The 26,686-nt window shown below is 64.9% G+C and carries 28 protein-coding genes and 1 riboswitch; of the genes, 12 read left to right on the forward strand and 16 right to left on the reverse strand.

Annotated elements, in window-relative coordinates; all coding sequences use genetic code 11:
- Positions 1 to 4 precede the first annotated feature (4 nt).
- The 5 genes from QTH90_RS26430 to QTH90_RS26450 all read right to left on the reverse strand — a co-directional run bounded on the left by QTH90_RS26430 (position 5) and on the right by QTH90_RS26450 (position 5,482).
- Positions 5 to 1,516, reverse strand: coding sequence for an arylsulfatase (locus tag QTH90_RS26430; protein WP_286667539.1), 1,512 nt, complete (start codon positions 1,514 to 1,516; stop codon positions 5 to 7).
- 182 nt (positions 1,517 to 1,698) lie between these two features.
- Positions 1,699 to 1,935, reverse strand: coding sequence for a hypothetical protein (locus QTH90_RS26435; protein WP_286667540.1), 237 nt, complete (start codon positions 1,933 to 1,935; stop codon positions 1,699 to 1,701).
- A 23-nt stretch (positions 1,936 to 1,958) separates the two neighbouring features.
- Positions 1,959 to 2,591: a LysE family translocator gene (locus QTH90_RS26440; protein WP_286667542.1), complete on the reverse strand. Its 633-nt coding sequence runs from the start codon at positions 2,589 to 2,591 to the stop codon at positions 1,959 to 1,961.
- A 183-nt stretch (positions 2,592 to 2,774) separates the two neighbouring features.
- Positions 2,775 to 4,043: an MFS transporter gene (locus QTH90_RS26445; RefSeq protein WP_286667543.1), complete on the reverse strand. Its 1,269-nt coding sequence runs from the start codon at positions 4,041 to 4,043 to the stop codon at positions 2,775 to 2,777.
- A 2-nt stretch (positions 4,044 to 4,045) separates the two neighbouring features.
- Positions 4,046 to 5,482: an amidase gene (locus QTH90_RS26450; RefSeq protein WP_286667544.1), complete on the reverse strand. Its 1,437-nt coding sequence runs from the start codon at positions 5,480 to 5,482 to the stop codon at positions 4,046 to 4,048.
- A gap of 127 nt (positions 5,483 to 5,609) precedes the next feature.
- Here QTH90_RS26450 and gcvA point away from each other — a divergent pair, with 127 nt between their 5' ends.
- Both gcvA and QTH90_RS26460 read left to right on the forward strand, forming a co-directional pair.
- A complete protein-coding gene (gcvA, locus tag QTH90_RS26455) occupies positions 5,610 to 6,506 on the forward strand; it encodes a transcriptional regulator GcvA (protein WP_286667545.1) in 897 nt (298 codons plus the stop codon).
- Positions 6,507 to 6,649: 143 nt separating this feature from the next.
- On the forward strand, positions 6,650 to 7,813 hold the full coding sequence (locus QTH90_RS26460) for a BamA/TamA family outer membrane protein (RefSeq protein ID WP_286667546.1): 1,164 nt from the start codon (positions 6,650 to 6,652) through the stop codon (positions 7,811 to 7,813).
- 33 nt (positions 7,814 to 7,846) lie between these two features.
- Here the strand turns inward: QTH90_RS26460 and QTH90_RS26465 are convergent, their stop codons facing one another.
- The 6 genes from QTH90_RS26465 to QTH90_RS26490 form a co-directional block, all read right to left on the reverse strand.
- Positions 7,847 to 8,656: a c-type cytochrome gene (locus tag QTH90_RS26465; protein ID WP_286667547.1), complete on the reverse strand. Its 810-nt coding sequence runs from the start codon at positions 8,654 to 8,656 to the stop codon at positions 7,847 to 7,849.
- On the reverse strand, positions 8,656 to 10,278 hold the full coding sequence (locus tag QTH90_RS26470) for a cbb3-type cytochrome c oxidase subunit I (protein WP_286667548.1): 1,623 nt from the start codon (positions 10,276 to 10,278) through the stop codon (positions 8,656 to 8,658). Before QTH90_RS26470 ends, QTH90_RS26465 begins: the two co-directional genes overlap by 1 nt.
- Positions 10,265 to 10,825, reverse strand: a complete 561-nt coding sequence (locus tag QTH90_RS26475; protein WP_286667623.1) for a cupredoxin domain-containing protein — start codon at positions 10,823 to 10,825, stop codon at positions 10,265 to 10,267. The genes QTH90_RS26470 and QTH90_RS26475 overlap by 14 nt, the downstream gene beginning before the upstream one ends.
- An 8-nt stretch (positions 10,826 to 10,833) precedes the next feature.
- Positions 10,834 to 11,013: a hypothetical protein gene (locus QTH90_RS26480; RefSeq protein WP_286667549.1), complete on the reverse strand. Its 180-nt coding sequence runs from the start codon at positions 11,011 to 11,013 to the stop codon at positions 10,834 to 10,836.
- Between the two features lie 12 nt (positions 11,014 to 11,025).
- Positions 11,026 to 12,252, reverse strand: coding sequence for a c-type cytochrome (locus QTH90_RS26485; RefSeq protein WP_444814770.1), 1,227 nt, complete (start codon positions 12,250 to 12,252; stop codon positions 11,026 to 11,028).
- Positions 12,253 to 12,323: 71 nt separating this feature from the next.
- Entirely contained in the window at positions 12,324 to 13,118 is a 795-nt protein-coding gene (locus QTH90_RS26490; protein WP_506555368.1) for a c-type cytochrome, read from the reverse strand.
- Between the two features lie 106 nt (positions 13,119 to 13,224).
- Here QTH90_RS26490 and QTH90_RS26495 point away from each other — a divergent pair, with 106 nt between their 5' ends.
- Entirely contained in the window at positions 13,225 to 13,830 is a 606-nt protein-coding gene (locus QTH90_RS26495; RefSeq protein ID WP_286667551.1) for a lipid-binding SYLF domain-containing protein, read from the forward strand.
- A 13-nt stretch (positions 13,831 to 13,843) separates the two neighbouring features.
- Here QTH90_RS26495 and QTH90_RS26500 read toward each other — a convergent pair whose 3' ends face one another.
- Positions 13,844 to 14,224, reverse strand: coding sequence for a TfoX/Sxy family protein (locus tag QTH90_RS26500; RefSeq protein ID WP_286667552.1), 381 nt, complete (start codon positions 14,222 to 14,224; stop codon positions 13,844 to 13,846).
- Positions 14,225 to 14,349: 125 nt separating this feature from the next.
- The gene (locus QTH90_RS26505; protein WP_286667626.1) at positions 14,350 to 15,279 is read right to left on the reverse strand and encodes a LysR family transcriptional regulator; all 930 of its coding nucleotides are present in this window, start codon (positions 15,277 to 15,279) and stop codon (positions 14,350 to 14,352) included.
- Between the two features lie 110 nt (positions 15,280 to 15,389).
- Between QTH90_RS26505 and QTH90_RS26510 the strand changes: the two genes are divergently transcribed.
- From QTH90_RS26510 to QTH90_RS26520, 3 genes are read left to right on the forward strand one after another with little or no spacing between them, the layout of a single operon-like run.
- The gene (locus tag QTH90_RS26510) at positions 15,390 to 16,763 is read left to right on the forward strand and encodes an acyclic terpene utilization AtuA family protein (protein WP_286667553.1); all 1,374 of its coding nucleotides are present in this window, start codon (positions 15,390 to 15,392) and stop codon (positions 16,761 to 16,763) included.
- On the forward strand, positions 16,760 to 17,122 hold the full coding sequence (locus QTH90_RS26515; RefSeq protein WP_286667554.1) for an AtuA-related protein: 363 nt from the start codon (positions 16,760 to 16,762) through the stop codon (positions 17,120 to 17,122). The genes QTH90_RS26510 and QTH90_RS26515 overlap by 4 nt, the downstream gene beginning before the upstream one ends.
- A 38-nt stretch (positions 17,123 to 17,160) precedes the next feature.
- Positions 17,161 to 18,132: a Bug family tripartite tricarboxylate transporter substrate binding protein gene (locus QTH90_RS26520; RefSeq protein WP_444814767.1), complete on the forward strand. Its 972-nt coding sequence runs from the start codon at positions 17,161 to 17,163 to the stop codon at positions 18,130 to 18,132.
- Between the two features lie 27 nt (positions 18,133 to 18,159).
- Here QTH90_RS26520 and QTH90_RS26525 read toward each other — a convergent pair whose 3' ends face one another.
- The 3 genes from QTH90_RS26525 to QTH90_RS26535 form a co-directional block, all read right to left on the reverse strand.
- Positions 18,160 to 18,717: an AAA family ATPase gene (locus tag QTH90_RS26525; protein ID WP_286667555.1), complete on the reverse strand. Its 558-nt coding sequence runs from the start codon at positions 18,715 to 18,717 to the stop codon at positions 18,160 to 18,162.
- 28 nt (positions 18,718 to 18,745) lie between these two features.
- Positions 18,746 to 19,009 (reverse strand): hypothetical protein, encoded by a 264-nt coding sequence (locus QTH90_RS26530; protein ID WP_286667556.1) that lies wholly within the window; start codon positions 19,007 to 19,009, stop codon positions 18,746 to 18,748.
- 128 nt (positions 19,010 to 19,137) lie between these two features.
- Entirely contained in the window at positions 19,138 to 20,025 is an 888-nt protein-coding gene (locus QTH90_RS26535) for a LysR family transcriptional regulator (RefSeq protein ID WP_286667557.1), read from the reverse strand.
- 149 nt (positions 20,026 to 20,174) lie between these two features.
- On the opposite strand from QTH90_RS26535, the gene QTH90_RS26540 reads away from it, so the two are divergent.
- From QTH90_RS26540 to QTH90_RS26565, 6 genes are all read left to right on the forward strand, one after another.
- A complete protein-coding gene (locus QTH90_RS26540) occupies positions 20,175 to 20,567 on the forward strand; it encodes a carboxymuconolactone decarboxylase family protein (RefSeq protein WP_286667558.1) in 393 nt (130 codons plus the stop codon).
- Between the two features lie 261 nt (positions 20,568 to 20,828).
- Positions 20,829 to 22,286 carry a Na+/H+ antiporter NhaC gene (nhaC, locus tag QTH90_RS26545; RefSeq protein WP_286667559.1) on the forward strand — a complete coding sequence of 486 codons (1,458 nt, stop codon included), beginning with the start codon at positions 20,829 to 20,831 and terminating at the stop codon, positions 22,284 to 22,286.
- Between the two features lie 145 nt (positions 22,287 to 22,431).
- Positions 22,432 to 23,898, forward strand: a complete 1,467-nt coding sequence (gene iaaH, locus QTH90_RS26550; RefSeq protein WP_286667628.1) for an indoleacetamide hydrolase — start codon at positions 22,432 to 22,434, stop codon at positions 23,896 to 23,898.
- An 82-nt stretch (positions 23,899 to 23,980) separates the two neighbouring features.
- Positions 23,981 to 24,418 carry a YchJ family protein gene (locus QTH90_RS26555; RefSeq protein WP_286667560.1) on the forward strand — a complete coding sequence of 146 codons (438 nt, stop codon included), beginning with the start codon at positions 23,981 to 23,983 and terminating at the stop codon, positions 24,416 to 24,418.
- Between the two features lie 220 nt (positions 24,419 to 24,638).
- Positions 24,639 to 25,472, forward strand: coding sequence for a DUF3047 domain-containing protein (locus tag QTH90_RS26560; RefSeq protein ID WP_286667562.1), 834 nt, complete (start codon positions 24,639 to 24,641; stop codon positions 25,470 to 25,472).
- Positions 25,473 to 25,517: 45 nt separating this feature from the next.
- Positions 25,518 to 26,495, forward strand: a complete 978-nt coding sequence (locus tag QTH90_RS26565) for a rhodanese-like domain-containing protein (protein WP_286667563.1) — start codon at positions 25,518 to 25,520, stop codon at positions 26,493 to 26,495.
- A 27-nt stretch (positions 26,496 to 26,522) separates the two neighbouring features.
- Positions 26,523 to 26,628: riboswitch (TPP riboswitch) on the forward strand.
- Positions 26,629 to 26,686: the final 58 nt, after the last annotated feature.

A 26,686-nucleotide genomic window follows, 5' to 3' on the forward strand; every position in this document is an offset into this window, starting at 1 on the left:
GTGCTCAGGTCCTGGGCATCAACTTCTCGACGACCTGGTCGACGCTGAAACTCGCGGCGCGGGCTCGTGGTGGAAACTCCTTGAAGCTGTCCAGCCACTTCGCGAGCAGCGGGGGCGCGCCATACATCAAGAAGTTCTGCTCAACGAACCAATCGTTGTACTTGAAGCTTTCTTCGCCACGCTCAAACGGGTCCGAGCGCAGGTCGAAGAACTTGGGGATGCGCATCTGGGACAAAGGCTCGCGCCAAACCTCTAGTCCCTTGCTTCGCTGTTCGGCGAAGACAATCTTGTACTTTCCCATCCGCATGGCCATCATGTCGCCGTCATCGCTCCAATAGAGGAAGCCTTCGCGTGGGCACTTCTCCTCTTCGCTCGACAGGAACGGCAAGAGGTTATAGCCGTCCAGGTGGACCTTGAAGGTCTTCTCGCCAATCTTGTAGCCTTTCTTGACCTTCTCGACCAGTTCCGTTTCGCCGTTCGCTGCCGCGAAGGTCGGAATGAAATCCTGGAGCGAGCAGATGTCGTTGATGACCCGGCCGGGCTCGATGACCCCCGGCCAGCGCATGACGCAGGGGATACGCCAACCGCCTTCCCAGTTCGTGTCCTTCTCTCCACGAAATGGTGTCGCACCGCCGTCCGGCCACGACAACACCTCCGCGCCGTTGTCGGTCGTGAAGACAACGACGGTGTCGTCGGCAACGCCGAGGTCCTCCAGCTTCTTCAGCAACTGGCCCACATAGCCATCGAGCTCCACCATGCCGTCGGGATAGAGACCGAAGCCGCTCTTGCCTCTGGACGACTCCTTGAGGTGCGTGAAGACGTGCATGCGGGTCGGGTTGAAGTAGCAGAACCAGGGGCCACCCTCTTTCGTTTTCCGCTCCATGAAGTCCATTGCTGCGTCGAGGAACTCCTCGTCCACAGTCTCCATGCGCTTTCGCGTCAGCGGACCTGTGTTTTCGATGGTCTGCTTGCCGACCTTGCCGAACTGCGCGTCCACAGTCGCGTCGTCCTTGTCGGTGGCCTTGCATTTCAAGACGCCGCGCGGCCCGAACCGCTTGCGGAATGCCGGATCCTTCGGGTAGTTCTCATACTCCGGCTCCTCCTCGGCATTGAGGTGGTAGAGGTTTCCGAAGAACTCGTCGAAGCCATGGACAGTGGGCAGGTGCTCGTTGCGGTCCCCCAGGTGGTTCTTGCCGAACTGGCCGGTGGCATAGCCGAACCCCTTCAGGAAGTCGGCCACCGAAGGGTCTTCCGCGCTGAGGCCCAAGGTAGCGCCCGGCATGCCGACCTTCGTCAGGCCGGTGCGGATGGGCGCCTGACCGGTGATAAATGCCGCGCGGCCTGCCGTGCAGCTTTGCTGGCCGTAGAAGTCGGTGAACATCGCACCCTGTCGGGCAATCCGGTCGATGTTCGGGGTGCGGTAGCCCATGACGCCGAGGTTGTAGGCGCTGACATTGAACCAGCCGATGTCGTCGGCCATGATGAACAGGATGTTCGGCTTCTTCGAGGTCGCCATCTCTACTCCTTTCAAGCCATGAAAGTTTGGCTGCGCGAAATCTCGATCATCATCCGCCTTGTACGCCGGCTGAGGAATTGCACCTTAGGGCAACCAAGTCGCTCCGGTAGCCGCAAATTGGATGGATTTGTTGACGGTCTGCTCGTGGCCGCGTTCGGATATCGGCCGACCATTCTTTGCCATCACGGGAAGGTCAGGTCCAAACCGAGCATCCTGCTGAGGCCGAAGGTGAGGAGCGAGAGGCCCAGGAGCGACAGCACGAAGACTGCGGCCACCTTGCTGCCCGCGCGTGGCGCCGCGCTCTGCTTCTCGTTCCCTTTCTTCCCTCGCTCGTAGTGCCACTTGATGGCGAAGAACATGCCCGTGCCGAACACGAGAACCTTGAACGTAACGAAGACTATTGGGACCCAATCCATCATTTTGAGTATTTCTAAGCTAGACCCTAGTTGGCGCTTCGACGGTAAAACGCCAGCGAGCCAGCCAGGGCCAACAACGCGGCGCCGCACGAGCGGTCCAGCCAAAGGACTGCTCGCTGTCGCAGCAGCCTTACGGCGCGCGCTCCGACAACGGCATAGCCAAGCATGACAGCGAAGTCCAGACCAGCAAACACCAGGCCAATCACGACGTACTGGGGCCATTGTGGTGCTGCTGCATCGATGAACTGCGGCAACAGCGCCGAACAGAAAAGGTATCCCTTCGGGTTGGTGACTGCGACCAGAAAGGATTTCGCGAAGACGCGTCGCGCTGCGGCATCGCCGATTTCCGCTCCCGATGGCGAGAGGTCCAGAGCTCCGTTTGAGCGCAACAGCCTGAGGCCGATCCACGCGAGGTAGGCCGCGCCGAACCATTTCACGACGGAGAACCAGAACTCCGATGCAGCAAGCAAGGCGCCGAGACCCAGCGCGACGGCGCCGACCAGCACGAAGTCAGACATGACTGCGCCGAACATTCCGGGAAGGGACCGGCGCACGCCATAGCGAGACCCATTGGCCAGCGCCAGCAACACGGTCGGCCCTGGCGTTGCGATGGCCACCAAGGCGACCAACGCAAAGACCGAGAGGGTCGTGAGGTTCATTGCGTGTGCGAGCAGTGGAGCTTCCATACATCACCAGATAGTTCTTCGACCGATAGCACCGTCAGCGCTCGCGGTTCGGGGCCCGGGACAGTCCCGTGGCACGCACGATAGCTGAATGAGGCGTCGTCGGGAAAGGCCGATTCTGGAAATCGACGGATCCGGCCGGGCTCTCGCTACATGCGTTCAAGCCGCGTCCTTGCTGCTTGGCGTGGTGCGTGCGTCCGTTGTCCGGTGCGGCACGGCCCAGGCGATGCCCGCCGCCAGCAGGTTCGCGGCGATGCTCGCGAGGATCGGCACCATGTAGCTGCGACTGTGGTCGAAGATGAATCCCGCCACGCTGGGTCCGATCAAAGTGCCGAACGCCACGCTCGTGTAGAGGGCGCCGATGATGCCGCTCACGTGACGGCCGCCGAAACGATCCATCACGACCGCCGGCAACACTGCGACCCAGCCTCCGTAGAAAAGGCCGAAGACCAGCGCGAAGAAGGCCAGCGACCACAGCTGGGTCGACAAGGCCCAGATGCCCAGTGCAAACGCCATGCCGAGAAAGGTTGCGCACAGAGCGCGATCGCGCCCCATCCTGTCCATCAGTCCGCCCAGGAGGAAGCGGCCGGCCGTGCTGCCGATGCCGACAGCGCCCAGCAGCAGCACGGCCGACGAGGCTTTCACCCCATGGTCCATGGCAAAGGGCACCAGATGCACGAAAGGCACGAAGACGCCACACGAACAGGCCAGACAGGCCGCGTACAGCGCGGCGAACTGGCGCGACCGCATGGCCTCGCGCACGGACATGCCCGCGGCGCGCGCCAGCGGCGCCCCGCCGTCCGCGGCATCGCCATCAGGAAGCAGGCCGCGACCGGCCGGGTCGTTCTCGATGAGCAGCGCCATGCCGCATCCCACGATGATCGCCACGCCACCGAGCACGGCATACGCGCCGCGCCAGCCCAGCCACGCGATCAGACCCGCGGCCAGCACGGGCATGACCAGCGTGCCGACACCGATCCCGCTCACGGCCAGGCCCGACGCCAGCCCTCGCCGGCGGGCGAACCACCGCTGCACCGCCCCCACCACCGGCACATAGGAACAGCCGACGCCCAGACCCATCCCGAGCCCGTAGGCGACGTAGACCTGGGTCAGGCTTTGCGCCAGGCTCGCGGTCATCAGTCCGCCACCCAGCAGCAGCATTCCGACCAGGGCGAGTCGCCGCGAGCCCCAACGATCGGCGAGCCGGCCGCTGACGATGCCGAAGCCAAAGTAGAGAAAGCCCGCCAGCGAGAACACCACCGACGTGGAGCCGCGCGATGCATCGAATTCACTCTGCAGCGAGTCCGCGAACGCGCTGAACGTGTAGGCGCTGCCAAAGCCGATGAAGGTGATCGCGAATGCGGCAGCGACCACGAACCAGCCGTAGAACACCGTCGGGCGCTCGCCCGTATTGAAGTGAGATGACATGGCTACCTCGATCTTGCCTGCAGACCGTCGATCCATGCCTCGGGATGGCGCCGATGCCACGGCGTGATGCCCTGGTAGGCCGTGCCGGCGCGCAGCAGCGTCGGTTCGCCCATGTGCCGCCCCACCAGTTGGAACGCGATGGGCATTCCGCCGTCGCCGACGCCGCCGGGCAACGTCAACGCAGGATGGCCGGTCAGATTGAAGGGGCAGGTATACCGTTGCAGCTTTGCCACCAGTTCAGGTCGCTCGCCGAGCGTTTGCATCCCCGCCAGTGTCGGCGGCGGCAAGGGATGGACCGGAGTCAGCAGAACATCGATGTGAGCCCACAGCGCATCAACGCGGCCACGCAGCGCGAGTCGGCGCATCAGCAGTTTGTGGTGGTCGACAGCGGTCAGCGTGCGTCCGCGCGCCACCACTGAGGCCAGCACCGGCCCGTACGCATGCGCCTGTGCCGGATAGGTGGCTTCGTGCGCGACGGCGGCTTCCACCGCGCAAAGTGGCGCCCAGTCCGCGACAGCCTGGTCCATCGCGGGCATGCGAACCGGCACGATCCGGGCGCCCAGTTCGCACAGGGCCGCGATCGCTTCCGCGACGACGCGCAGGACGCCGGGATCGACGTCGTCGCCATTCCACGCCGGGTCGATGCCGAGGCGCAGACCTCGCAAGTCCTGAGTCGCTGATGTCGGCGTGTCGGGCACCCGGCACTGCGCCGCGGAGGGATCGGCCGTGTCCGCCCCGGCAATCGCCCAAAGCAGTGCGCCGGCATCCGCGGCGCTGCGCGCCATCGTGCCGACATGGTCCAGCGTGGGCGCCAGCGCGAACATTCCGTGGCGGCTCACCCGGCCCCAGGTCGGCTTGAGCCCCGTCACGCCGTTGGCCGCCGAAGGCCAGCGAATCGACCCACCCGTGTCGGAGGCGATCGCACCGTAGCAAAGGCCCGCTGCCGTCGCGACGCCGGCGCCGCTGGATGAGATGCCGGGCCAGTACGCGGCGTCCCACGGATTCTTCGGTGCGATCACGCTGGCATGGTGCTCGGAGTAGGCGCCCTCGGTGAGTTGCAACTTGCCGAGCAACACCGCGCCGGCTTCGCGCAACCGGCGAACGACGGTGGCGTCTTCCGCTGGAACGAAATCCCTGTGGACCGCCATGCCGGCCGAGGTCGGCACGCCCGCGGTCCAGAAGAGATCCTTCACGGCGATCGGTATTCCATGCAATGGGCCTCGGTAGCGGCCAGCCGCCAGTTCAGCCTCCGCCGTACTGGCCTGCGCGATAGCCGAATCCGCCATGACCCTCGCGTAGCTGGACAGGTCGCGGTCGAGCGCGGCAATGCGTTCGAGTTGGGCGTGCGTTAGCGCCACGGGCGACATCGCGCGTCTCCGGATGCGCGTCGCCAGTTCCATGATCGTCAGGTGGTGCCACTCGTCGGTTGGGTCGTTCATGCGTGAATGCGTTCCAATATTGCGTTAGTCTGGCTAAGATGAAAATTGCTGTACCGGTGCCAGTCTGCCTCTCCAGATGAGACAGATCAAAGCAGCATTTCTGAGCCATTCGATTAAGCTGAGCTAAATGAACTTCAGAAGCTTTCCGCCGCTGGGCGCCTTGCGTGCGTTTGAGGCGGCTGCGCGCCACCAGTCCGTGAAGAAGGCCGCCGAGGAGCTATGCGTCACGCCGGGCGCCGTCAGCCAGATGCTCAAACTGCTCGAGTCGCATCTCGACGTCACGCTGTTCCATCGCGTCAACCGGGGCATCCGGCTCACCACCGCGGGTCACAGCTACCTGCCTCCGATCCACAACGCGTTCAGGCAAATCGCCGAAGCGTCGGGCCGGATCGGAGGCGGCGCCGATACCGGTCGCCTCACCGTCAGCGTGACGCCCTTCTTCGCCTCGGCGTGGCTCGTCCCGCGACTGCGGTCTTTTCAGGAGGCCTATCCGCAGATCGATCTTCAGATCGTCGCGAGCACCGCACTGGTGAACTGGGAGCGCGACGGCGTCGACGTTGCCGTGCGCCATGGGCTCGGTCGCTACGCCGGCCTGCTCAGCGATCGGGTCGTGAGTGTCGAGGTCGTGCCAGTCGCCGCGCCGGCGCTGGTCAACGCGCGGGGATTGCCGCCGAACCCCGCAGCGCTCGCGTCGTGGCCGAAGGTGCACGATGCGGAGCGCAGGGGTTGGCACCTGTGGTTCCAGACCCTCGGCGTCGACGACATCGGGCCCGCTCGCGGCGTCGCCTTTGACGATGCCGGATTGCTCTTGAAGGCTGTCCTGGCCGGTCAGGGTGCAGGCCTTCTGCCCGCCGCGATGATCGCGCCAGATGTCACCGAGGGGCGCCTTGTCAGGCTTGCCAAGGACACCCTTCTCGACGACTTCGCCTATTACCTGGTCTATCCAAAAGACAGCCAGGCACGACCGAAGGTGGCTGCATTTCGCGAATGGATCCTCGCGGCGTCAAATGACGATTTCAACTAGCTGTTCCACGATCTGGCTGTGCATCTCGACTGCATGGCGACACTCGGTTCCAATCGAGGCGATTTCTCGCAGAGACGACACCGACCCATCTGGATAATTCAACGATGCGCTGGTTGCCGCCCGCCCTACTTCATGTGCTCGCCATGGGCGCATCAGCGGGCGTCGGCGCCCAGCCTTTGTCCGAACCGTTGCGTAGCGAGGGCGCGGCGCCTGCAGAGGCGATGAAGGAGCCCGCGCCGCGCGGCCGCGAACGGCTCTTCGACCGTCAGGATGGACCGCTCGACTTGAGCAGCCTCCTCGAGAATCCCCGCGGTTTCCTGCCGATCCCGATCGTCGTGACAGAGCCGGCCGTCGGCTACGGCGGCGGCGCCGCTGGCATGTTCCTGCGGCCACGCAAGGAAGCAGGTGACGAAGGATGGGCGCGCCCTGACATCTCGGGCATCGGGGCATTCGCCACCGAGAACGGGACGATGGGTGCGTTCGCGGGCGATGCCAGCCGCTGGATGGACGGGCGCTTGCGCACCTTGGTCGGTGCCGCGGCCGGAGAGGTCAATCTGGATTTCTACGGCCTGGGCTCCGGACTGCCATCGTTGGACCAGAAGGTGCGCTACTCGCTGCAGTTCGCAGGCGCCGTCGCGCAGGTCAACTGGCAACTCGCACCGAAGTCACCGTGGGCGATCGGCATGCGCTACGTCTTCGCCGACGTCGACCCGAAGCTGCGGGACGAGCCTCAGCCTTCGGGTCTCGCCGACAGCGCCCGCGTGAAGATCTCCGCACCGACTGCCATCCTCGAATACGACACGCGGGACAACGTCTTCACGCCGACGCGCGGCGTCTACGCCGAAACGTCATGGCTGGCATCACGCGAGGCCTTGGGTTCGACCGATGATTTCGAACGTTTCCAGCAGATCGTGATGGGCTGGCAGCCGCTGGCGCATGGCGTCACGCTGGCCGCGCGTGGAAGCTATGCATGGTCCTCCGACGGCACCCCTTTTTTCCTGCGGCCGTTCGTCCAGCTGCGTGGCGTCCCCGCAATGCGATACCAGGGCGACCAGGTTGCCTCCGTCGAAGTGGAAGCACGCTGGCGATTCTCCGGCCCATGGAGCGGCGTCGTCTTCGCCGGGGGCGGGACAACACGTGTCACCGGCGACAACTTTTCCGCCACGCAGAACGTGGGCAGCGGCGGCTTCGGCTTTCGCTACGAACTGGCACGCAAGTTCGGACTCGATGTGGGCATCGATGTGGCCCACAGCCCGGGGACGACGGCCGTGTACCTGGTGGTGGGCAACGGGTGGTTCCGGCCCTGAGCCGGGCATCGGGGCCGAACTGTCCGGGCTCGTTCAGTGTCGTTGTCCGGCGCTGGCCTTGCGGGCATAGAACTCCGCGACTTCGGCAATCTCCTGCTCCGACATCGGTCGAGCCATGTTGCGCATCTGGCCTTGGGAGTCGTTGCGTCGCGCTCCTGTCTTGAAGGCCTTCAGCTGCTCGACCAGATAGTCTTTGGGCATTCCCTCGATCCACGGTGCGCCGAGCTTCTGGTCGACGCCGCCATGGCATGAGATGCACGGCGCGATGTTGCGCAGCGGGTCGCCCACGCGCACCAGTGCGGGCAAGGATTCGTCGTAGGTGGTGGGTGCCGTCCGGGCCTTTGGAAGGTAGGCGTAGTAGGCCGCGAGATCCTCGATGTCGCGCTGGGACATGTTGCGTGCCAGCGTCTCCATCAGGGTGTGCGAGCGCCGGCCTGCCTTGTAGTCGAGCAACTGCTTGATGACGACTTCAGGGTACTGGCCCGAGAGATTGGGCGCGTCGGAGGTGCTCATGCCCTGCGCCCCGTGGCACATCGTGCAGTTCAGTGCAAGCGTCGCGCCCCGGCCCACCGCAGCGGTGTCGGTCATGCGGACCATGCGGCGCTCGAGAACGACGTCCGTGGACGCGGGCCCGGTCTTCACATCCGATCCGCTGGACCAGTGGGCCGGAACGCCCGCAGCCCTGCAGATCGCGTCCCACAGGTTCTGCGCGGTGAAGTCCTTGTGCACGGACGGCAGCCAGACGAATCCCACCAGCACGCACAGCACCGTGAACACGACCAGCGACACCACCGACCAGCGGAACCAGCCGTTGCGCCAGGAGTAGACGGCCCGGTCACGCATCACCGGCTCCCGATCGGAATGATGGGCACCCAAGCCTCCTTCAGCACCGCCAGCTGAAAGATCGGATACCCATAGTTGACGAGAGTCAGGCCGATCATCATGGCCACCCAGAGCCCGAAGCGGTTCAGCAGTGCCGGGGTATGCGTCGTCGGGTGCGTCGTGCGGCTGAAGCCATAGGGTTGGACCACGCCAGCCCTGCGCTTGTGCGCGGTGGCGAGGATGTAGACCAGCAGGATGCCGGAGGCCAGCAGCACGAACCCGCCGAGGGCCGACACGGTCACGGTCCAGGCCTGCGGCTGGATGTCAGGGTGGGTGTAGTCGTAGTACGCCATGCGCCTGGGCATGCCGAGCAGGCCCACCAGGTGCCAGGGCATCGACAGCACCATCATCCCGACGAACCAGGTCCACACCTGCCATTTGATGAGCGTGGCAGACAGCGGCGCGCATCCCGTGAGCTGAGGCCAGAGATCGTAGGCCACCATGAAGTACATCAGCACGATGGCGCCGGCAAATATCAGGTGGAAGTGGCCCGTGACCCATTGGGTGTTGTGCACCGTTTCGTTGAGCTGGTAGCTCATGTTGATGATGCCGCCGGCGCCTCCGAAGCCCAGCATCACGAAGGAGAAGGTGACGGCCAGCATCCAGGGGTTGTCCCAGGGCAACGCCTTCACCCAGCCGAACAGTCCCTGGCCCCCGCGCAGGCGTCCGGCGATCTCCACCGATGCGACGATCGTGAAGACGGTCAGCAGCGTCGGAACGGACACCATCGCGGTCATCGCCGCGTGAACGAACTTGAAGCCTGATCCCACCTGCGGATCGGCAAACAGGTGATGGATGCCGATGGGCATCGAGAACACCAGGAAGAGCACGAACGCGACGCGTCCCATGGTGTCGCTGTACAGGCGCCCACCGATGGCGCGAGGCACGATCGTGTAGAAGGCGATGTAGGCGGGCATCAGCCAGAAGTAGACGATGGCGTGAAGCGTCCAGGAGAAGAAGACGCGCGCAAGTCCGGCGTTGATGGTGTCCGTCAGGCCGAGCGACGCCGGGAGGATGAGGACCAGCACTTCGAGCGCAGCCCCCAGTGACGTCCAGGCCCAGAGGTAGGCGCCGGTGACGTTGCCGAACATCGCGAGCGGCACCGTCTCGCCGGGATGCTCCTTGCGCCAGGCATGCAGGTTGACGGCCATGAGCGCGACCCAGACCCACGAGCCCACGACGACAAGCACCACGCCGAAGTAGTAGAAGGGGCTGCCGATCATCGGCGGATAGAAGGTGTAGAGCACCGACGCCTTGCCGAGTGCCATCGTCACTGCCGCCAACACGGTGCCGGCGATGACCAGCCAGAAGCCGGCCCAGGCCCATCGAACTCCGATGAGGGGCCGTTTGAGCGCAAGCTCCGAGATGGCGTAGCCGAAGCCCATCGCCACGAGCGTCGGCAATACATAGGCCATCACCGTGCCGTGGGCAGTGACGGAGCGGTAGTAGTGCTCCGGGTTGTTGACCCAGGTGGCAAGGGGGCTGCGGATGTACATCTGCCACGCACCCAGCGCGAGTGCACCCAGGAACGCGATGAACGCGACCCCGAAGTGGGCGAGAACGAGTTTCCTAGCGTGAAACACAGTCCAGCCTTTCTCCCGCTTGCGCCTTGGCCAGGAACTCCTGGGGTGGCAGCACCTGCACGCGCGCCCACATCGCCTCGTGGCCGGTGCCGCAGTATTCATGGCAGGGCATCAACCACTCGCCGGTCCTGGAGAAGCGCGTCGTGAACGTGGCGATGAAGCCTGGAATGAGCATCGTGTTGGCATTCGTCCGGCCGACGATGAATCCGTGGATGGCGTCCGTGGCTGTCCCTCGGAAGGTCACCGGCATGTCCGCGGGAACGACGATGCACTGCGGAACGAAGGAGTATTGCTGCGCAACGAGGCGCACGGTGACCTTGCCGTCCGGTCCCAGCGCGGTGCCGAGATTGCTCTCGACGAACTCGCCCTTCAGGTGAACCGTATTCACGTCGATGGTCTCCACGCGCGACGGAGGCATCGCCGCCCAGTGCAGCCCCGTGACGATCATCATCGCCAGGAGGATCACGATGATGCCTGCGACAACGTAGGCCCAGCGCTTCTCCGCCGCGAGCGCAATGGCTTCGGATGTGCCGTCTTCGGAGGACATCGCTGCCGTCACTGCACTGCTCCTCGCGGCAGGTAGGCGAAGATGTAGAAGATGAAATAGATGGCGACCACGATGGCGGTCGCCACGCCGGCGACAGCGAAGGTACCGGAAGGTCCTCGTCTCACGATCTCGTCGACGCGACGGTCTTCGTCGTCGAGTCGCTCTTCCTGCCTGGCCGCTGATGTCATCTCCGCCTCCTCCTATTCGGGTATGAGCTTGCGCAGGTCATTGACCTGGGCGGGTGACACCGGGGTGCCGCTGTTTTCCCAGGCGACGCGGATGTAGGTCACGACGGCGGCCGCCTCGTCATCGTTAAGGATGTGATTGAAGGGAGGCATCCCGTACGGCCTCGGGTTCTTCCGGGTCCCGGGCGCGTAGCCGCCGTTGAGCACCATGCGGATCGAGTTGACGGGCGACGCCATGGTGATCGACTGGTTGCCGGCAAGCGGAGGCAGGCCGGGCGGATGGCCCTTGCCCTCTTCGCCGTGACACATCGCGCACTGCTGGGCGTAGACCTTCCGGCCCAGCTCCATGACGTTCGGCGCCACCAGGCGCGCCTGGCTCGTGGGCGGCGGCTCGGAGTCGCGCTGCGGCAGCGCCTTCAGGTAGACCGCCATCGCCTCCACGTCCTCGTCGCTCAGGTACTGAAGGCTGTTGTAGGTGACCTCGGCCATCGGCCCGTAGACGGTCCCGCGGTGCGAGACGCCGACCTGGAGCAGATCCTTGATGTCCTGAAGGCTCCAGTTGCCCAGCCCGGCTTCCCGGTTCGAGGTCAGCGATGGCGCGTACCAGTTCTGGTTCGGGATCATCCCGCCCTCGAACGCCTTGGATTCGCTCGAACCGCCCAGGGGATTCACGGCCGTGTGGCACATGGCGCAATGGCCCAGGCCCAGTACGAGGTAGGCGCCGCGGTTCCACTGGGCGGATTGCTTCGGGTCGGGTTGGTACTCGCCCTCGCTGAAATACAAGGCGCGCCAACCGACCAGCAGCTCCCGCTTGTTGTAGGGGAAGCGCAGCTCGTGCGGCCGGTTCGGCTGCTTCACCGGCGGCACCGACATCAGGTAGGCAAAGATGGCGTCCGAGTCCTCGCGCGTCACCTTGGTGTAGGAGGCGAAGGGCATCGCGGGGTACAGCAACGTACCGTCGCGGGACACGCCCTTGTGCATCATGCGATAGAACTCTTCGGGGGACCACGCGCCGATGCCAGTTTCCTCGTCCGGCGTGATGTTCGGAACATAGAGGTTGCCGAACGGTGTCGGCATGGCGCGGCCGCCGGCGAACTCCTGGCCGCCCGGGTGGGTATGGCACGCAACGCAGTCACCGGCCCGCGCGAGGTACTCGCCCTTGTTGATGACTTGCGTCGTGGCGTTGGGCGTCGTTGCCACCCCCTGGGTAGGGCGAAGCTCGCCAGGAAGCAGGTAGTACATCGCCGCAACGCCGATCACCCCGACCACCACGACCGCGCCAAGCAAGGTGATCCAGGGACGACGCATGGCGACTACCGTTGGCTGCCACATGCCAGCGGCATGCGGACGAGGTTCGAGGACTCGGGTGAAGGGTCCCTGGGAGGATCTTGCTGCCCTAGCCAGGCGCCCACCGCGTTCACATCGATCTCCGAGAGGCGCACCGCAATCCTCTTCATGCAGTCGGGGTCGGCCGCATGCCGGTCGCCGACCCGCCAGCGGGTGAGCTGCGCCGCGATGTAGCTTGGCCGAAGCCCCACCAGCCCGGGAATGCCCGGGTTCATGCCAGTCAGGCCCTCGCCATGACAGGCAATGCACGCGGGGATGCCCTTTTGCGGGTCCCCTGCCGTTACCAGCGCCTTCCCTCGCGCCAGCGTGGCTGCGTCGGCACCGGCGTCTTCACGCGCGGCGAATGGTGGGCGCTGCCTGGCGAAATGGTCTGCGATCTCCTTGAGATAGGCATCCGGCAGATAGGCGACGAGATAGTTCATCGGCGGATACCGCCGGGTGCCGTCGCGGAACGCCACGAGCTGGTTGTAGAGGTAGCCGGCCGGCTTTCCTGCAATTCGCGGGAAGTAGCCGTTGCTGGTCCCTTGTCCGCTCTGCCCATGACAGGTCACGCAGCCTTGAACTCTCGCTTCCATCGAGTCGAGTTCCTTGAATGCGGGCAGCGCGTCCTGCTGACCGAATCCAAGGCTCGGCAACGCTACCGCCACGGCGGCGAGGCATGCCTGCGCAAATCGACGTGAGTTGGTCACTTTTGGGGTCGCCTGCGATCGTTCGTGGGGCAATCGCGCGCAAGCATGCCGCACTCGGGCGCGCGCGTCCATCGAATTGTTTCGGCATGGCGGCGATGGCCTCCCAACGTCGCTTGGCGCACAATGACACGAACTCATTGGTGCCTGCCTTGCCCCAATCGCCTTTCAGGAATTCAACATGAAGCATCGTTGTTGGATGTTGTTGTTGCTGCCTGTGCTGCTATCGGCCTGCGCCACAGGATCCAAGCATGACGAAAGCTCCGTGCAGCCCGCGCTGTTGCCTGCCGATGTTCCCAGAGTCAAGGCGGAGATCCTCTCCATGCGCGACAAGACGCTCGACGAGCTTTTTGCGCAGAAGCCCGAGACCCGCGATGAAGTGAAGAAGGCGATCGGCTACGCAGTGTTCGATTCCTCGCAGATCAACGTCCTGCTCTTCGTCGGGGCGCGCGGCACAGGGGTGCTGGTCGACAACGCCACGCAGGCGAACACCTTCATGCTTGCAACGCGCGCCGGCACCGGCCCGGGCATTGGATACAAGGATTTCCGCCAGGTGATGGTTTTCAAGAACAAGGAAGTGTTCGACCAATTTCGCAGACTCGGCGCTGACGTCGCTGCGTCCGCCGACGCAACCATGAAGCTGCGCTCCGCGGGATCATCGGCGGACATGTCCATGTCCTTCAATCCCTACGTGTCCACCTACCAGTTCACCGACAAGGGCGTCTTGCTGCAGGCCAATTGGGGTGGCGCCGCGTTCGTGCCCTACGCTCAGTTGAATCAGCCCTAGCGGCCTTCGCCACTTACGCCTTCTTCGCCTTCTTTGCAGCCATCTTCCTGGCAGCCGGCTTTCGTCGCGCGGCCGCGCCGGCCTTCCGCAGGACGGCCTCCCAGGCGAGGCGGGCCCAGCGCGCCGCTTCCTCGCGGTCTTCGTAGATTTCGGGCGGCGCTTCGACGTACGAGGTCGGTGTCAGCTTGCCCGAGCGCATGTATTCGAAGGGCGCGAGCCCTTTCGCCTCGAACTGAGCCCGGCTCTCCTCGTCGGTCTTGAGGTACAGGCGCTCGCCGCTCACCAGGCCGAACATGCGCCCCTCGTGGAAGATGCCGTGGCCTCCGAACATGCGACGGGCCGACACGCGGCCGAAGCGTTCGAACACTTCGGGAAGTTCTTCGGCCAGCCTCATGAAAGTCCTTGTCAACTTGAGATGGAGCGAGAGTCTGTCACATCCGCGCTGCATCGCGACCCGCCGCCCTTGGCTGATCGGAGATACGGCGCGGGTGTCGATCGCGCTCTCGCGGTGCCCGGCGCTCAATGAGCGAGCATGTCCTCGATCTTCAGCGACCCCATTCGCTCGAAGATCAGATCGTGCAAGGTTTGTGCCGCGACGGAGAGACTTCCTTCTCTTCGTTGGACGAGATGAATCGTGCGGTTCAGGCCTCGCGCCGACAGGGGGCGTGTCATGAGCGTTTCGCGTTGGAAGTGAAAGAGGGTGAGCGTCGGCACGACGCTGATTCCGACACCCGCTTCGACCAATCCTGTCACGGTCGCCAAGTGCTCCACTTCGAAGACGGTATTGAGCTTCAATGGATGCAGCGCAGCATCCAGCGCCTGGCGCACGCTGCTGTTGCGCGTCATCTGGATGAATGGATAAGCCGCGAGTTGTTTTGGTGAGAGCCTGTCGATCCTGGCCAAGGGGTGGTCGGTGCGGCAGACCAGGTGAAAACGGTCGCTGCACAGCTTTGTGCTGCGCAAGTCCACCCCTGCGGTCGACCTTGCCTCGCTCGCGGAGAGTGCGAAGTCGGCTTCGTGATTGCGTACCCGCGCGATGCACGCATCCGAGAGCGCGTCGTGAAGCTCGACCGCGATCCCTGGCCAGGTCCGCATGAACTCTGCAAGGATCTGTGGGAGCCAGCCGGCCGCGAGCGAAGGCAGCGCCGCAACGCTCACGCGTCCCTTTCGCCGCTCAACGCGGTCGGCAAGGTCACCGATCAATTCCTGCATGTCGTCAAGCAGGCGCCTCGCCGAACTCTCGAACTGGCGCCCTTCGGGCGTCAGTTGCACGCTACGGGTGTCGCGATCGAATAGCCGTGCGCCCACCGTCTCCTCCAGCGTGCGGATCAACGTGCTGAAAGCCGGCTGCGACAGATGACAGCGCTGCGCCGCGCGTGTGAAGTTGCGCTCGTCGGCTAGCGCTGCGAACGCACGGAGCTGTCGTGTCGATAGATCGGTGGTTGGCATGGCTATCTGAAAAGTGGATGAGTTGATTCGAACTTTCAATTTTACCGATAACACTTCCCGCCCATACATTCCGCTACGAGAGACAAACCCTGAATGAATCCATCCCCTGAATGAATCCATCAATCGCTCCATTGCTGGTGGGCTGCGCAGCCGGCTTCTCCGGCGACCGCACCGATGCGGCTGGCCCGGTCGTCGACACGCTGGTCGCCTCGCTCGCTGCGGGCCCGGCGGGCCAACGCGCCTTCCTCATCTTCGAGACCTTGGCCGAGCGCACGCTGGCACTCGCGCAGTTGCGGCGCCGCGCTGATCCCGAGTCGGGATACGAACCCTTGCTGGACGAGATGCTGCGTCCGGTGCTGGCGCGCTGCCTTGAAAACGGAATCCGTATCGTCAGCAACTTCGGCGCAGCCAACCCGCGCGCAGCTGCCCGACATATCGCCCGCATCGCATTGGAAGTGGGGGCGCCTGCGCCGCGCATTGCCGTGATCGAGGGCGACGATCTATCCACACCGGCGCAACGCGAATTGCTGCGCGAGCAACTGGGCGAGCGCCTCGACAGCCTGCGCGTCGTGAGCGCCAACGCATACATCGGTGCCGAGCCGATCGCCGCTGCCCTTGATGCAGGCGCCCAGATCGTGGTTTGCGGCCGAGTCGCCGATCCATCGCTGACAGTCGGCCCTGCGATGTCCCACTTCGGATGGCGCGCGGACGACTGGCAGAAGCTCGGCCGCGCGACCATGGCGGGCCACTTGCTCGAATGTGGAGCGCAGGTTTGCGGGGGCTACTTCGCCGACCCTGGTTTCAAGGAGGTGCCGAGCCTGGACAAGGTGGGATTTCCCATTGCGCAAATCGAAGCCGATGGTGCCTGCACCATCGTGAAGTCCGATGGAACCGGCGGCCTGGTGACTGAAGCCACGGTCAAGGAGCAGTTGCTCTACGAGGTGCACGACCCGGCTGGCTACCTCACGCCGGATGTCATCGCCGACATCACGGAGGCACAGGTGAGTGCATTGGGCGTCAATCGCGTCGCGCTGAACGGCGTTCGCGGCCATGCACGCCCGACGCACTACAAGGTGAACGTGTGCCACGAAGGTGGCTGGCTCGCCGAGGGCGAAATTTCATACGCGGGTCCGCGTGCCGAGTCGCGAGCGCGCCTCGCCGCCGACGTGTTGCGCAGCCGCCTGAAAGGCCTTGCCCTGCGCGTCGACCTGATCGGGGCGGTCAGCATCCTCGGCGACGACGCCGGGCACACCCTCGCGGCAACGGCCGACAGCGGTGCGCGCGACGTGCGCCTGCGGATTGCCGCCACACATGACGATCGTGCCGAAGCCGAACGTCTGGGGCGCGAAGTGATGGCGCTCTACACCTGCGGCCCTGCCGGCGGCGGCGGTGTTCGCAGCACGCTCACGCCACGGCTCAACACGATCTCGTGCCTGTTGCCACGGGAAGCAGTACCGGTGCGCTTCGAGATGGTGTCGCCATGAGTTCCGCCACTGTTCCCCTCTATCGCGCGGCGCACGGTCGAACTGGCGACAAGGGCGATCGCTCGAACATCAGCGTGATTGCCTGGCATCCGGACCTGTTCCCGCTGCTGCTCGAGCAGATCACGCCTGATGCCGTGGCCTCGCAGTTTCGCTACCGGGCACCGAGCCGCGTGCAGCGCTTTGTCCTGCCCAGACTGCATGCGATGAACTTCGTGCTCGACGCGGTCCTCGATGGTGGCGTCAACGACGCCCTGAACCTCGACACGCACGGCAAGTCTCTCTCGTTCCTCTTGCTCGACATGCCGATCGAAGTGCCTGACGCACTTCAGCATCTGCTCGTCGGCCCGCCTGAATCCTGATCCCTTTCATATCCAACCACTATCCGGAGACAAGACAAATGAACCGCATCCACTCCATCGCGTTCGCGGCGGCCGCTGCCTTCGCAATGGTGCCCCTGCTGGCACATGCCGAGGGATTCCCCGACAAACCCATCACCTTCGTCGTGCCCTTCGCCGCCGGAACTGCCACGGATCAGATCGCACGGGCCATTGGCAACGGCGTCACCGCCGAGACGAAGCAGGCCGTGGTCATCGACAACAAGGCCGGCGCCAGCGGCTTCATCGCCTCTCAGCAAGTGGCCAAGGCCGCGCCGGACGGGTACACGGTCCTCATCACCACCAACACCACGCACGCGGCCAACGAGCACCTCTTCAAGAAGCTGCCCTACGACCCGGTGAAGGACTACGCACCCGTGGCAGCACTGGGCAAGGGCGGTCAGATCATGGTGGTCAACCCGTCCTTCCCGGCCAAGACCGTCGCAGAGTTCGTCGAGATGGCGAAGAAGGAGCCGGGCAAGTACAGCTTCGGCAGCGGCAGTTCGTCGAGCCGGATGGCGGGCGAGTTGCTCCAGCAGATGGCCGACATCAAGCTGCTGCACGTGCCCTACAAGAGCAACACGCTCGCGGTGACGGACCTGCTCGGCGGCCAGATCAACATGATGATCACCGACACCGCGACGGGCCTTCCGCAGGTGAAATCCGGCAAGCTGCGCGCGCTCGGCATGTCGAGCAGCACTCGCTCGCCGCTCGCGCCAGACGTGCCGACCATCGCCGAGGCCGGCGTCAAGGGCTACGAGATGGGCTACTGGTTCGCCGCCTATGCGCCCGCCAAGACGCCGCCTGCAGTCGTCAAGCGACTGAACGAGTTGCTGGTCAAGGCGGCAAAGAGCGATGCGGCCAAGGCCGCGTTCTATGAGCCGACCGGCACCGAGGTGTTCACGACCTCGCCGGACGAACTCGCGAAGTTCCAGGCGGGCGAATCCCAGAAATGGGGACGCATCGTGAAGGCCGCCGGCATCGAGGCGGAGTAGTACGTGCGCCGTAGGCCGACTGGAGGCTCACATCATGTTCGCCACATGTTCGAGGACGAACGCCACGCGCGCCTGCACGGACACCTTTGGAATGACGCAGGTTGAATACCCGGCCTCGACATGCGCCGCCACGGTTGGCGCATAGGAGCGAGCCGCCCGCTCGAAGCTTGCCTGGCGCTCGGCATCGCGAACGTACACCTCGGGCCAGGGCTCTGCCACAAATACGGTTGGGGCATATCGGTACTGAGCGGGCGCGGCCAAATGATGAGGCTCCAACGCCAAGCCCGACAGTTGCAACCAGGCCAGGCATTCCGGAATGCCGCGGTCAAAGAAAACTGGCGCCCTCAGCGACCGAGCAGCTTGATGGTTGCGGATGTTGCGCTCGAGGACCGCTTCCATGAACGCCGGGCGATTCACCCAAGGAAGAATGTTGCCACCGCACTCCTGTTGCTCGCGGACGATGGTGAGGGCGGCTTCCGGGACCGTGGCATATCCAAGGTCGCTCAACGCCGCTATGAGGGTGGACTTTCCGGCTCCCGAAGCACCAGTAATCAGGTAGTAGCCTTCGGCGAAATGTTTGGACATCAGGGATGGGCGCGATCCGCGCGCCTGCTCAGACGAGGGCGAAAAAGGCGATGACGCCAACGAAAGCAACGGTAGGAATCCAGACCAGGCCCGCGAGCGCAAAACGAGGTATCTCGCCGGCGATTTGACGAAGGCGGTCTGCCGCGGGATGGCCGCGTGGGAGCAGCGCCGCGCCAATGAGGAGGCCCACTACGAGCGATATCGCGAGCCCGGTCAGTGCAGCGATGGCAACGAAGAGCACGAAATTGAACGAAAGGGGCGCTGGGCTGGACATTCGGCTGATTGTTCTCATATGCCTGTTTGTGTGCACGCGCTTCGGGCTACGCGTTTCCCCCTGGGGGCAGGACTGTTGTGCACGCGCCGCGAATGTCTGCCAACTGGTGATTTCTGCGGCACGACCGACGGTCCGCAGTTGGCTGACTACGGCTGTCCGGATGTTCCTGCCTCGATCAGTATGTCGCGCATTCCTTGCCGGTCCCTGCGCGTAGCGAGCCCGATACCGACTGCTAGCTCTTCGCCCTCGACCAGAGACCTGTAGACGACGCCCGCCCGTCTCAGTCCGGTGAACGACTTGGGCAGCAGGGCCACACCACGTCCACTGGCCACGTCACCCAATAGAACGTGATGGTCGGTCGGTTCCTTCAGCTTTGGTGGAGCGAAGTCATGGCGAGAGAAGACCTTCTGGCAGTGGTCGTAAAACGCGGGCTGTCGCGCGCGCTCGAACCAGAAGACCGATTCGCGCGCCAGGTCTGCAAGACTGACCGTCCTGCGCTTCGCCAGCTGATGGGAAGACTGCATCGCGACCACCATCGGCAGGCGGTCGAGTTCCAGGACATCCAACCCATGCGTATCCGTAGGAAGTGCAACGAAGGCCGCATCCAGTTTGCCGGCGCGAAGCTGGCGTACAAGCCGCGGAGAGGTATCGGACAGGGTTGACACGGACGTTTCGGGATGAGCTGCCTGCACTCGTTGTGCCAGCCCGCGGAACCACGTCGGCTCCACTGCGCTGGTCAGGCCAAGCCGGAGGGTGGTCGGCAATCCCTGGGTCGCGAGTTCCGCTTCGGCCTCGCGAAGCAACTTTCCGACGCTGCGCGCATAGGGCAGCAGCCGCTGCCCAGCGTCGGTGAGGTTCACGCCCTTCGTGTTGCGGTCGAACAGCCGCGTCCCCAATCGCTCCTCGAGCTCCCGAATCGCCCGGCTCAGCGGCGGCTGAGACAGGTGCAGTGTCTCGGCCGCCTGGCGAAAGCTCAGCGCATCCGCGACGGCAAGGAAGAGCGCGAGTGACCGGGAGTCCAGCAGATTAGACATATCAAAAAGGTATCACGAACTTGGTCATTCCGCTTGCTGGAGGCCAGTTCTACAGTGACTTTCATCAAATGTTTGGAGAACTTCATGACCCTTTTTCACCATGCTTCAGTAACCGCGGCCGCTCGTCGGCATCACATGGGAGGTGCCCGATGAGCGCCGAGCGTTACGAGCGCGGCTCGCGCATGTTGGCTGCCGTGGACGGCCCGGCAGGCCTGGCAGTGGTCGAGGGGCTTGCGAAGTCCTTTCCGGACTTCGCGCGCTATGTGCTGGAATTCCCGTTCGGCGACATCTACGCAAGAGAAGGGCTGGGCTTGCGCGAACGTGAACTCGCGACGGTCGCTGCATTGTGCGTACTTGGCCATGCGCTGCCTCAGCTGCGGGTGCATGTGCATGCTGCATTGCACGTCGGCTGCAAACCAGCGGAGGTGGTAGAAGTTGTGATGCAGACGGCGGTTTACGCGGGATTTCCGGCAGCGCTGAACGGGCTGTCCGTCGTACGCGATGTCTTCGCAGAGTCAGGAATTCAGCTCCCGTTGGCCTGAGATCACACCGCCAATGAATGACCCGCATGTTCGTGGACGCGCGGCGTCCATTCATGGCGCACGCGTACCAGGCGGCCGCTCTCGATCAGCGCCTCTCGACGTAGCAGCGCCAGCGGCAAATCACTTTGTCCGCGTTGCGCTTGTTGCCAAGCGGATGTGTAATGCCGGCGACCGCGGACCTTGGCGGAACCGCCCGGTGCATGGCTCTTCCGTACGACCGCAACACCCACACCAACACGCTGCCGCGCAAGCAGGGAGAGTATGGACACGGAGCAAGCGACAAAGCCTCCGCTTTCGTTGATCGAGGCCGTCATTCCCGTCGCCAGCCTGATTTTTCTGGTCGGGCTTTCCTACTTCCTGTTCGGCGATGCCGGTGCGGGAGGGCCGAACCAAGTGGCACTGATGGTGGCGACGATGGTGGCCGCCGTCATTGGCTTGCGTCACGGCCTCACTCTGGATGAAATGCGCGAGGCGGCCATTGCGAGCGTGAGTTCAGGTCTTGGCGCCATCTTCATCCTGCTGGCGGTCGGCGCGCTGATTGGCACCTGGGCGCTGAGCGGCACCATCGCCGCAATGGTGTACTACGGCCTGCAGTTGCTCAGCCCCAATTACTTCTACGCGACCGCCCTGATGATCTGCGGATTCATTTCCTTCAGCATCGGGAGTTCCTGGACGACCGTGGGCACGATCGGCATCGGCCTGATGGGCATTTCGCAGAACATGGACATGAACCCCGCCATCACGGCTGGTGCGGTGATTTCTGGCGCGTACTTCGGCGACAAGTCCTCACCGCTTTCGGACTCGGCCAACCTTGCCGCCGCCGCGGCGGGCGTCAATTTGTACAAGCACATCCGTGAGACGCTGTTGACTTCGCTGATTGCGCTTGTCATTTCATTGCTGGTCTTCTACCAGCTCGGCCGTCCCGGTGAATTCGACGCGAGCCAGAAACTGGCTCTGCTCAAGAGCACCTTCAACATCTCGCTGATTCTCTTCATACCGCTCGCAACCGTGATCCTGCTTGCGCTGTTCAAGATTCCCGCCTTCACGTCGATCTTTGTCGGCGCGCTCGTCGCCGCCGTCCTGGCAGTCTTTGTTGCGCCTGAGCGCGTCATCGCCTTCGCACAGCCGCGAGAAGGCGTTCCGACCTTGCTCGCGATGCTCAAGGGCATGTGGCTGGCGCTGGCGAGCGGCTACAAATCCTCGACCGGCGTTCCGACCATCGACCTGCTGGTCACACGGGGCGGAATGGAAAGCATGATGAGCACGATCTGGCTCATCATCACCGCGCTCGCCTTCGGCGGCGTCGTCGAAAGGTGCGGAGTGCTGGAGCGACTGACGACTCCGATCCTCGCGCGGGCGAAGAGCAACGGGGCATTGGTCGCCGCGCTCGCGGCCGCCATCATCGGTACCGCCATCGCGACTGCCGATCAGTACATGGCCGTGATGTTGCCGGGGCGGTCCTTCAAGAGTGCCTTCGAAACACGCGGCCTCGCGCCGGTCGTACTGTCGCGCACCATCGGCGACGTGGCAACGCCCACGTCTGCGCTGATCCCATGGAACAGCTGCGGCGCCTACATGGCAGCCACCCTTGGCGTTGCCACGTTCAGCTACGCGCCCTATGCGATCTTCTGCATCGCGAGCCCGATCATCGCCATCGTCATGGCCTACTGCGGCATCCGCATGCCACGTGTTTCCGCGCAACAGGCGCCATCGGACTAACGCAGGTCCGGCGAATAGGTGCCGAACGCTCCGGCAGACAAGGCGCACATATCGGTGCAGCATTGGTGGTCTCTTCGTTGGAGATCGCACCATGCTCTTCCCGCCGAATCCTCCGCGCGCGCTTCGAGCGGCGGCCCTTCTGTGCATGACCGCCCTCGGGTTGCCCGCGGCGGCACAGCCCGTGACACCGGATATCGCCACCCTGACGGCCAGCGAGGCCGCGCGGCTGATCTGCGCAGGCACGCTCGGCAGCGAGCAAGTGGTGTCGGCCTACCTCGCGCAGGCCAGGGCGAAGATGCAGCTCAACGCTTTCATCACGCTCGATGAGGCTGGCGCCTTGCGCGCCGCTCGTGCGGCAGATGCGGAGCGCAAGCAGGGAGGCGCCTGCAAGCCGCTCGCCGGCGTGCCGGTGGCGGTGAAGGACAACATCCAGGTCAAGGGGCTGCCAGCCACCGCCGGAACGCCCGCCCTCAAGACCTTCGTGCCGCAGGCCGACGCGCCTGTCGTCGCCAAGCTGCGCGCGGCGGGCGCCATCGTGCTGGGCAAGACCCACATGCACGAGCTGGCCTTCGGCGTGACGGGCTACAACCCCGCCTTCCAGACCGGCCCCGAAGTGGGCGTGCGCAACGCCTATGACAGCACGCGTGTCGCGGGTGGTTCGTCGTCCGGCAACGGCGCGGCGCTTGGCGCACGCATGGTGCCGGCGGCACTCGGCACCGACACGGGCGGCTCGGTGCGCATTCCCTGCGCGTTCAACGGCTGCGCCTCATTGCGGCCGACTGTCGGCCGCTATTCGCAGGAGGGCATCACGCCGATCTCGCACACGCGCGACACGGCCGGGCCAATGGCGCTGTCGGTCGCGGACGTGGCGCTGATCGATCGTGTGATCGTGGGCGGTACGCCGGTCAAGCCCGCCAACCTGAAGCGCGTGCGGCTCGGCGTGGTGCCGGCTTTCTACGCCAATCTCGATGCCGACACGCGCGCGGCCACGGATGCAGCGCTGGCCAAGCTGCGTGCGGCGGGGGTGACTCTGGTGGACGTGGAAATGCCGAAGCTGATGGAGCTCAACGGCGCGGTCGGCTTTCCGGTCGCGCTCTACGAGGCGCATGACGACATCGCGGCCTACCTCGCCAGGTACCGCACCGGCGTGGGCATCGCGCAACTCGCCGCGGCGGTCGCCAGCCCCGATGTGAAGGGCACTTTCGACGGGCTGATCATCCCGCGCAAGCTGCCGGCCGCCAAAGGCGTGGTCGACGCCAAGCCGGCGTACGACAACGCGATGCGGGTGGCCCGCCCGGCGCTGCAGAGGCTCTACCGTGACACCTTCACGAGGAACCGGCTCGATGCGCTGGTGTTCCCGACGGTCCCGCGCGTGGCGCTGGCCGCGACGCCCGATGCCAGCAGCCCGGAGAACTTCGTCGTGCTGATCCAGAACACCGACCCCGGCAGCAATGCCGGCATACCGGGCCTGCAACTACCCTCGGGGCTGGGTGCCACGAGCCACCTGCCGGTCGGCCTCGAGTTCGACGGGCCGGCGGGCAGCGACCGCCAGTTGCTGGCCCTGGGCCTGGCGGTCGAAAGCCTCCTGGGCCGTCTGCCTGCCCCCAAATGAGGGGAGGGGCGGCGCTGCCGGAGGCAGGGTTTGTGCGAGGGTCTGCACAATACGTGCTGCATTCCCCGCCAAAACCTTCCCAATGTCCGCATCCTCTCCCAGTTCCGCCCGTGTCCCTTGCCCCTGCGGGCGCCGTGATCGCCGGGAACTCCCGCTGGCCTACGCCCAATGCTGCGGCCGCTATGTGGACGACTTCGAGAACACCCCGGCAACGGACGCCGAATCGCTCATGCGCTCGCGCTACACCGCCTTCGTGCGCGAACGAGCCGACTACCTGCTCGCGACCTGGCATGCATCGACCCGCCCAGCCGAAGTGAGCTTCGATCCCGGCGTGAAGTGGCTCGGGCTGGACGTCCGCTCGCGATCGGTGCTCGACGCCGACCACGCGGAGGTCGAGTTCGTGGCCCGCCAACGCAGCAGCGCCGGCGTGGCGTCGCGCCTGCACGAGCGCAGCCGTTTCGTGCGCGAGGTCGATGGCCTCCACAATCGGTGGTACTACGTCGACGGCGATCTGCACTGAGCCCGTCGAGGGCGGCCGAATAGCCTCTGCGAGGCCGCCAAACAAGGATTTCTTGCTATCGATTCGATAGCTGTCTGCCGGACATTGTGTCCGGGATTGAGACAGACAGATTCCTTTTGGCGTATTTATCTTGGGCCCTTTCGCCCCCACACTCGCATGGTGCGCTGAGCGCCGAAGGCGCTCAGCAGAGGTTTCACCAACCCAGGGCGAAGGGGCCGACATGGAGAGCACGACGACGGATCAGTTTGCGCGCTGGCAGCGGCGAGTTGCCGCGGCCCTGCCGCTCGCTTCGATGCTCCTGCTGGCATCGACTCCCGCTGCCCACGCAGACGAGCCCGCAACGCTCACGCCCTTCTCGAGCGCACAGGGCGCGCAGGCGCCGCAGCCCTGGCGCTTCACCACCCTGCCCAACAAGGCCCCCACGCGGTTCGAGGTGGTGCAGCAGGACGGCAAGCGCGTGCTGAGGGTCGAGGCCGACCAGTCCTACGGCAACCTTGTGCATCCGACGCAGGTGCCGCTCAACGGAGGCACTACGCTCGCATGGCGCTGGCGCGTCGACGAGTTCGTCCAGGACGCCGACCTGCGCACCCGCGCCGGTGACGATGGCGCGGCCAAGGTGTGCGTGTTCTTCGACTTCCCGGTCGACAGGCTGTCCGTCGGCGAGCGCACCCGTCTGGCGCTCGCCCGCCGTACGACCGGCGAAGACGTGCCCAGCGAAGCGCTGTGCTACGTGTGGGACAACAAGGAGGCGAAGGGAAGCGAGTTCATGAACGCCTTCACCCGCCGCGTGCGCATGATCGTGCTCGAGTCCGGCGCCGCCGCGAAGCCGGGCACATGGGTGGCCGAACGACGCAACCTGCTCGCGGACTATCGCCGCGCGTTCGGCGACGAGGCCGGCAGCACCATGCCTGACGTGGTCGCGGTCGCCATCTCGGCCGATGCGGACAACACGCGTGGCCACGGCATCGCCTATTTCTCCGATCTGGATCTTCGCGGCGGACCTTCCGCGCAGGCCACGGCGAACCCGACGGAACGACCCACCCAAGGGGAATAGCCGTCTTCCGATTCCTGCAGAAAAGAACACCGGTCCCGTGAAATCATGAATGACTTCGTCACACTACTCGCCAGCCAGGGTTCGGCCCTGGTGTTCGTTGCCACGCTGGCGACGCGCCTGGGCGCACCCGTGCCGGCGGTGCCTTTCCTGATCGTCGCGGGCGGGCTCACGGTCGGAGGGCAGGTGTCTTTTCTGGCGGTGACCTTGGCCGCGGTGCTGGGCAACATCCTCGGCGACGGCGTGTGGTTCCTCGCGGGGCGGCGCTGGGGCTACCGGGTCATGCGGCTGCTGTGCCGCATTTCGCTGTCGGCGGACTCCTGCGTGCGGCGCAGTGAATCGATCCTGGGCCGCTGGGGCGGCCTGTCGCTGATCGCGGCGAAGTTCGTGCCGGGCGTGTCGGTGGTTGCGCCGCCGATGGCGGGTGCGCTGGGCATGTCGAACGTGCGCTTCCTGTCCTACGAGACGGTGGCTGCGCTGATCTGGACGCTGGGGTTCCTGATCCTCGGGCGCGTCTTCCATGCTGCCATCGAGGACGTGCTGGCGGTCCTGTCCGAGATCGGGCTTGCTGCCATGGGGGTGTTCGCGCTGCTGCTGGTCGGGTTCATCCTGTGGCGCTATCGGCAACGCCGCATGGCGCTGCGCGCCGACGACATCGAGTTGATGGAAGTCCAGGTGCTGCGCGAAGCCTTGGCAGCCGGCGCCGGCCCTACCCTGATCGACGTGCGCTCCGACGAGGCACGTGCGCTGGACGAACGCGCGATTCCCGGTGCCATCGGCATTGCGCTCTCGCACCTTCCGAAGCGTCTCGGCAGTTTCTCCGATGGCCGCGAACTCGTCGTGTTCTGCGATTGCCCCAACGATGAATCGGCCGTCGCGGCTGCGCGCGTGCTGATGGCTGCGGGCCTGCCCCGCGTGCGCGTGCTTGCCGGTGGCCTGGATGCCTGGGCCGCGGCCGAGGCGGCAGGGGCCGATGCCGAGGGCCCGTTGGCAGTCACGCCGATGGCCGCTGTGCGTCCGACTTGATCCCGCGCGCAGGCAAGGCCTAGAATCGGCCCCGCTCCGGGGTGCACGCAGATGCGTACTGAGATGGCCAAGCGGCCGAACCCGCGAACTTGATCTGGTTCATACCAGCGTAAGAAGAGCTGCGACTCCAAGGTGCCCGTCCGTCCTCGATGGCCGTCACCGTTACCCGGAGCGATCGCGGAGCACCCGTT

Source organism: Variovorax flavidus, from assembly GCF_030317145.1.
GTDB classification, from domain to species: domain Bacteria; phylum Pseudomonadota; class Gammaproteobacteria; order Burkholderiales; family Burkholderiaceae_C; genus Variovorax; species Variovorax flavidus.

Excerpts from the sequence above, each read along its gene's own strand:
- QTH90_RS26515 (WP_286667554.1), top strand. The coding sequence starts at position 16,760 with ATGAGTTCCGCCACTGTTCCCCTCTATCGCGCGGCGCACGGTCGAACT.
- QTH90_RS26480 (WP_286667549.1), bottom strand. The coding sequence starts at position 11,013 with ATGACATCAGCGGCCAGGCAGGAAGAGCGACTCGACGACGAAGACCGT.
- QTH90_RS26435 (WP_286667540.1), bottom strand. The coding sequence starts at position 1,935 with ATGATGGATTGGGTCCCAATAGTCTTCGTTACGTTCAAGGTTCTCGTG.
- QTH90_RS26530 (WP_286667556.1), bottom strand. The coding sequence starts at position 19,009 with ATGAGAACAATCAGCCGAATGTCCAGCCCAGCGCCCCTTTCGTTCAAT.
- QTH90_RS26535 (WP_286667557.1), bottom strand. The coding sequence starts at position 20,025 with ATGTCTAATCTGCTGGACTCCCGGTCACTCGCGCTCTTCCTTGCCGTC.
- gcvA (WP_286667545.1), top strand. The coding sequence starts at position 5,610 with ATGAACTTCAGAAGCTTTCCGCCGCTGGGCGCCTTGCGTGCGTTTGAG.
- QTH90_RS26445 (WP_286667543.1), bottom strand. The coding sequence starts at position 4,043 with ATGTCATCTCACTTCAATACGGGCGAGCGCCCGACGGTGTTCTACGGC.
- QTH90_RS26525 (WP_286667555.1), bottom strand. The coding sequence starts at position 18,717 with ATGTCCAAACATTTCGCCGAAGGCTACTACCTGATTACTGGTGCTTCG.
- QTH90_RS26465 (WP_286667547.1), bottom strand. The coding sequence starts at position 8,656 with ATGCGTGACCGGGCCGTCTACTCCTGGCGCAACGGCTGGTTCCGCTGG.
- QTH90_RS26485 (WP_444814770.1), bottom strand. The coding sequence starts at position 12,252 with ATGTACTACCTGCTTCCTGGCGAGCTTCGCCCTACCCAGGGGGTGGCA.
- QTH90_RS26560 (WP_286667562.1), top strand. The coding sequence starts at position 24,639 with ATGGAGAGCACGACGACGGATCAGTTTGCGCGCTGGCAGCGGCGAGTT.
- QTH90_RS26430 (WP_286667539.1), bottom strand. The coding sequence starts at position 1,516 with ATGGCGACCTCGAAGAAGCCGAACATCCTGTTCATCATGGCCGACGAC.
- QTH90_RS26450 (WP_286667544.1), bottom strand. The coding sequence starts at position 5,482 with ATGAACGACCCAACCGACGAGTGGCACCACCTGACGATCATGGAACTG.
- QTH90_RS26505 (WP_286667626.1), bottom strand. The coding sequence starts at position 15,279 with ATGCCAACCACCGATCTATCGACACGACAGCTCCGTGCGTTCGCAGCG.
- QTH90_RS26555 (WP_286667560.1), top strand. The coding sequence starts at position 23,981 with ATGTCCGCATCCTCTCCCAGTTCCGCCCGTGTCCCTTGCCCCTGCGGG.
- QTH90_RS26500 (WP_286667552.1), bottom strand. The coding sequence starts at position 14,224 with ATGAGGCTGGCCGAAGAACTTCCCGAAGTGTTCGAACGCTTCGGCCGC.
- QTH90_RS26510 (WP_286667553.1), top strand. The coding sequence starts at position 15,390 with ATGAATCCATCAATCGCTCCATTGCTGGTGGGCTGCGCAGCCGGCTTC.
- QTH90_RS26495 (WP_286667551.1), top strand. The coding sequence starts at position 13,225 with ATGAAGCATCGTTGTTGGATGTTGTTGTTGCTGCCTGTGCTGCTATCG.
- QTH90_RS26440 (WP_286667542.1), bottom strand. The coding sequence starts at position 2,591 with ATGAACCTCACGACCCTCTCGGTCTTTGCGTTGGTCGCCTTGGTGGCC.
- QTH90_RS26565 (WP_286667563.1), top strand. The coding sequence starts at position 25,518 with ATGAATGACTTCGTCACACTACTCGCCAGCCAGGGTTCGGCCCTGGTG.
- QTH90_RS26520 (WP_444814767.1), top strand. The coding sequence starts at position 17,161 with ATGAACCGCATCCACTCCATCGCGTTCGCGGCGGCCGCTGCCTTCGCA.
- QTH90_RS26490 (WP_506555368.1), bottom strand. The coding sequence starts at position 13,118 with ATGGACGCGCGCGCCCGAGTGCGGCATGCTTGCGCGCGATTGCCCCAC.
- nhaC (WP_286667559.1), top strand. The coding sequence starts at position 20,829 with ATGGACACGGAGCAAGCGACAAAGCCTCCGCTTTCGTTGATCGAGGCC.
- QTH90_RS26475 (WP_286667623.1), bottom strand. The coding sequence starts at position 10,825 with ATGTCCTCCGAAGACGGCACATCCGAAGCCATTGCGCTCGCGGCGGAG.
- QTH90_RS26540 (WP_286667558.1), top strand. The coding sequence starts at position 20,175 with ATGAGCGCCGAGCGTTACGAGCGCGGCTCGCGCATGTTGGCTGCCGTG.
- iaaH (WP_286667628.1), top strand. The coding sequence starts at position 22,432 with ATGACCGCCCTCGGGTTGCCCGCGGCGGCACAGCCCGTGACACCGGAT.
- QTH90_RS26460 (WP_286667546.1), top strand. The coding sequence starts at position 6,650 with ATGGGCGCATCAGCGGGCGTCGGCGCCCAGCCTTTGTCCGAACCGTTG.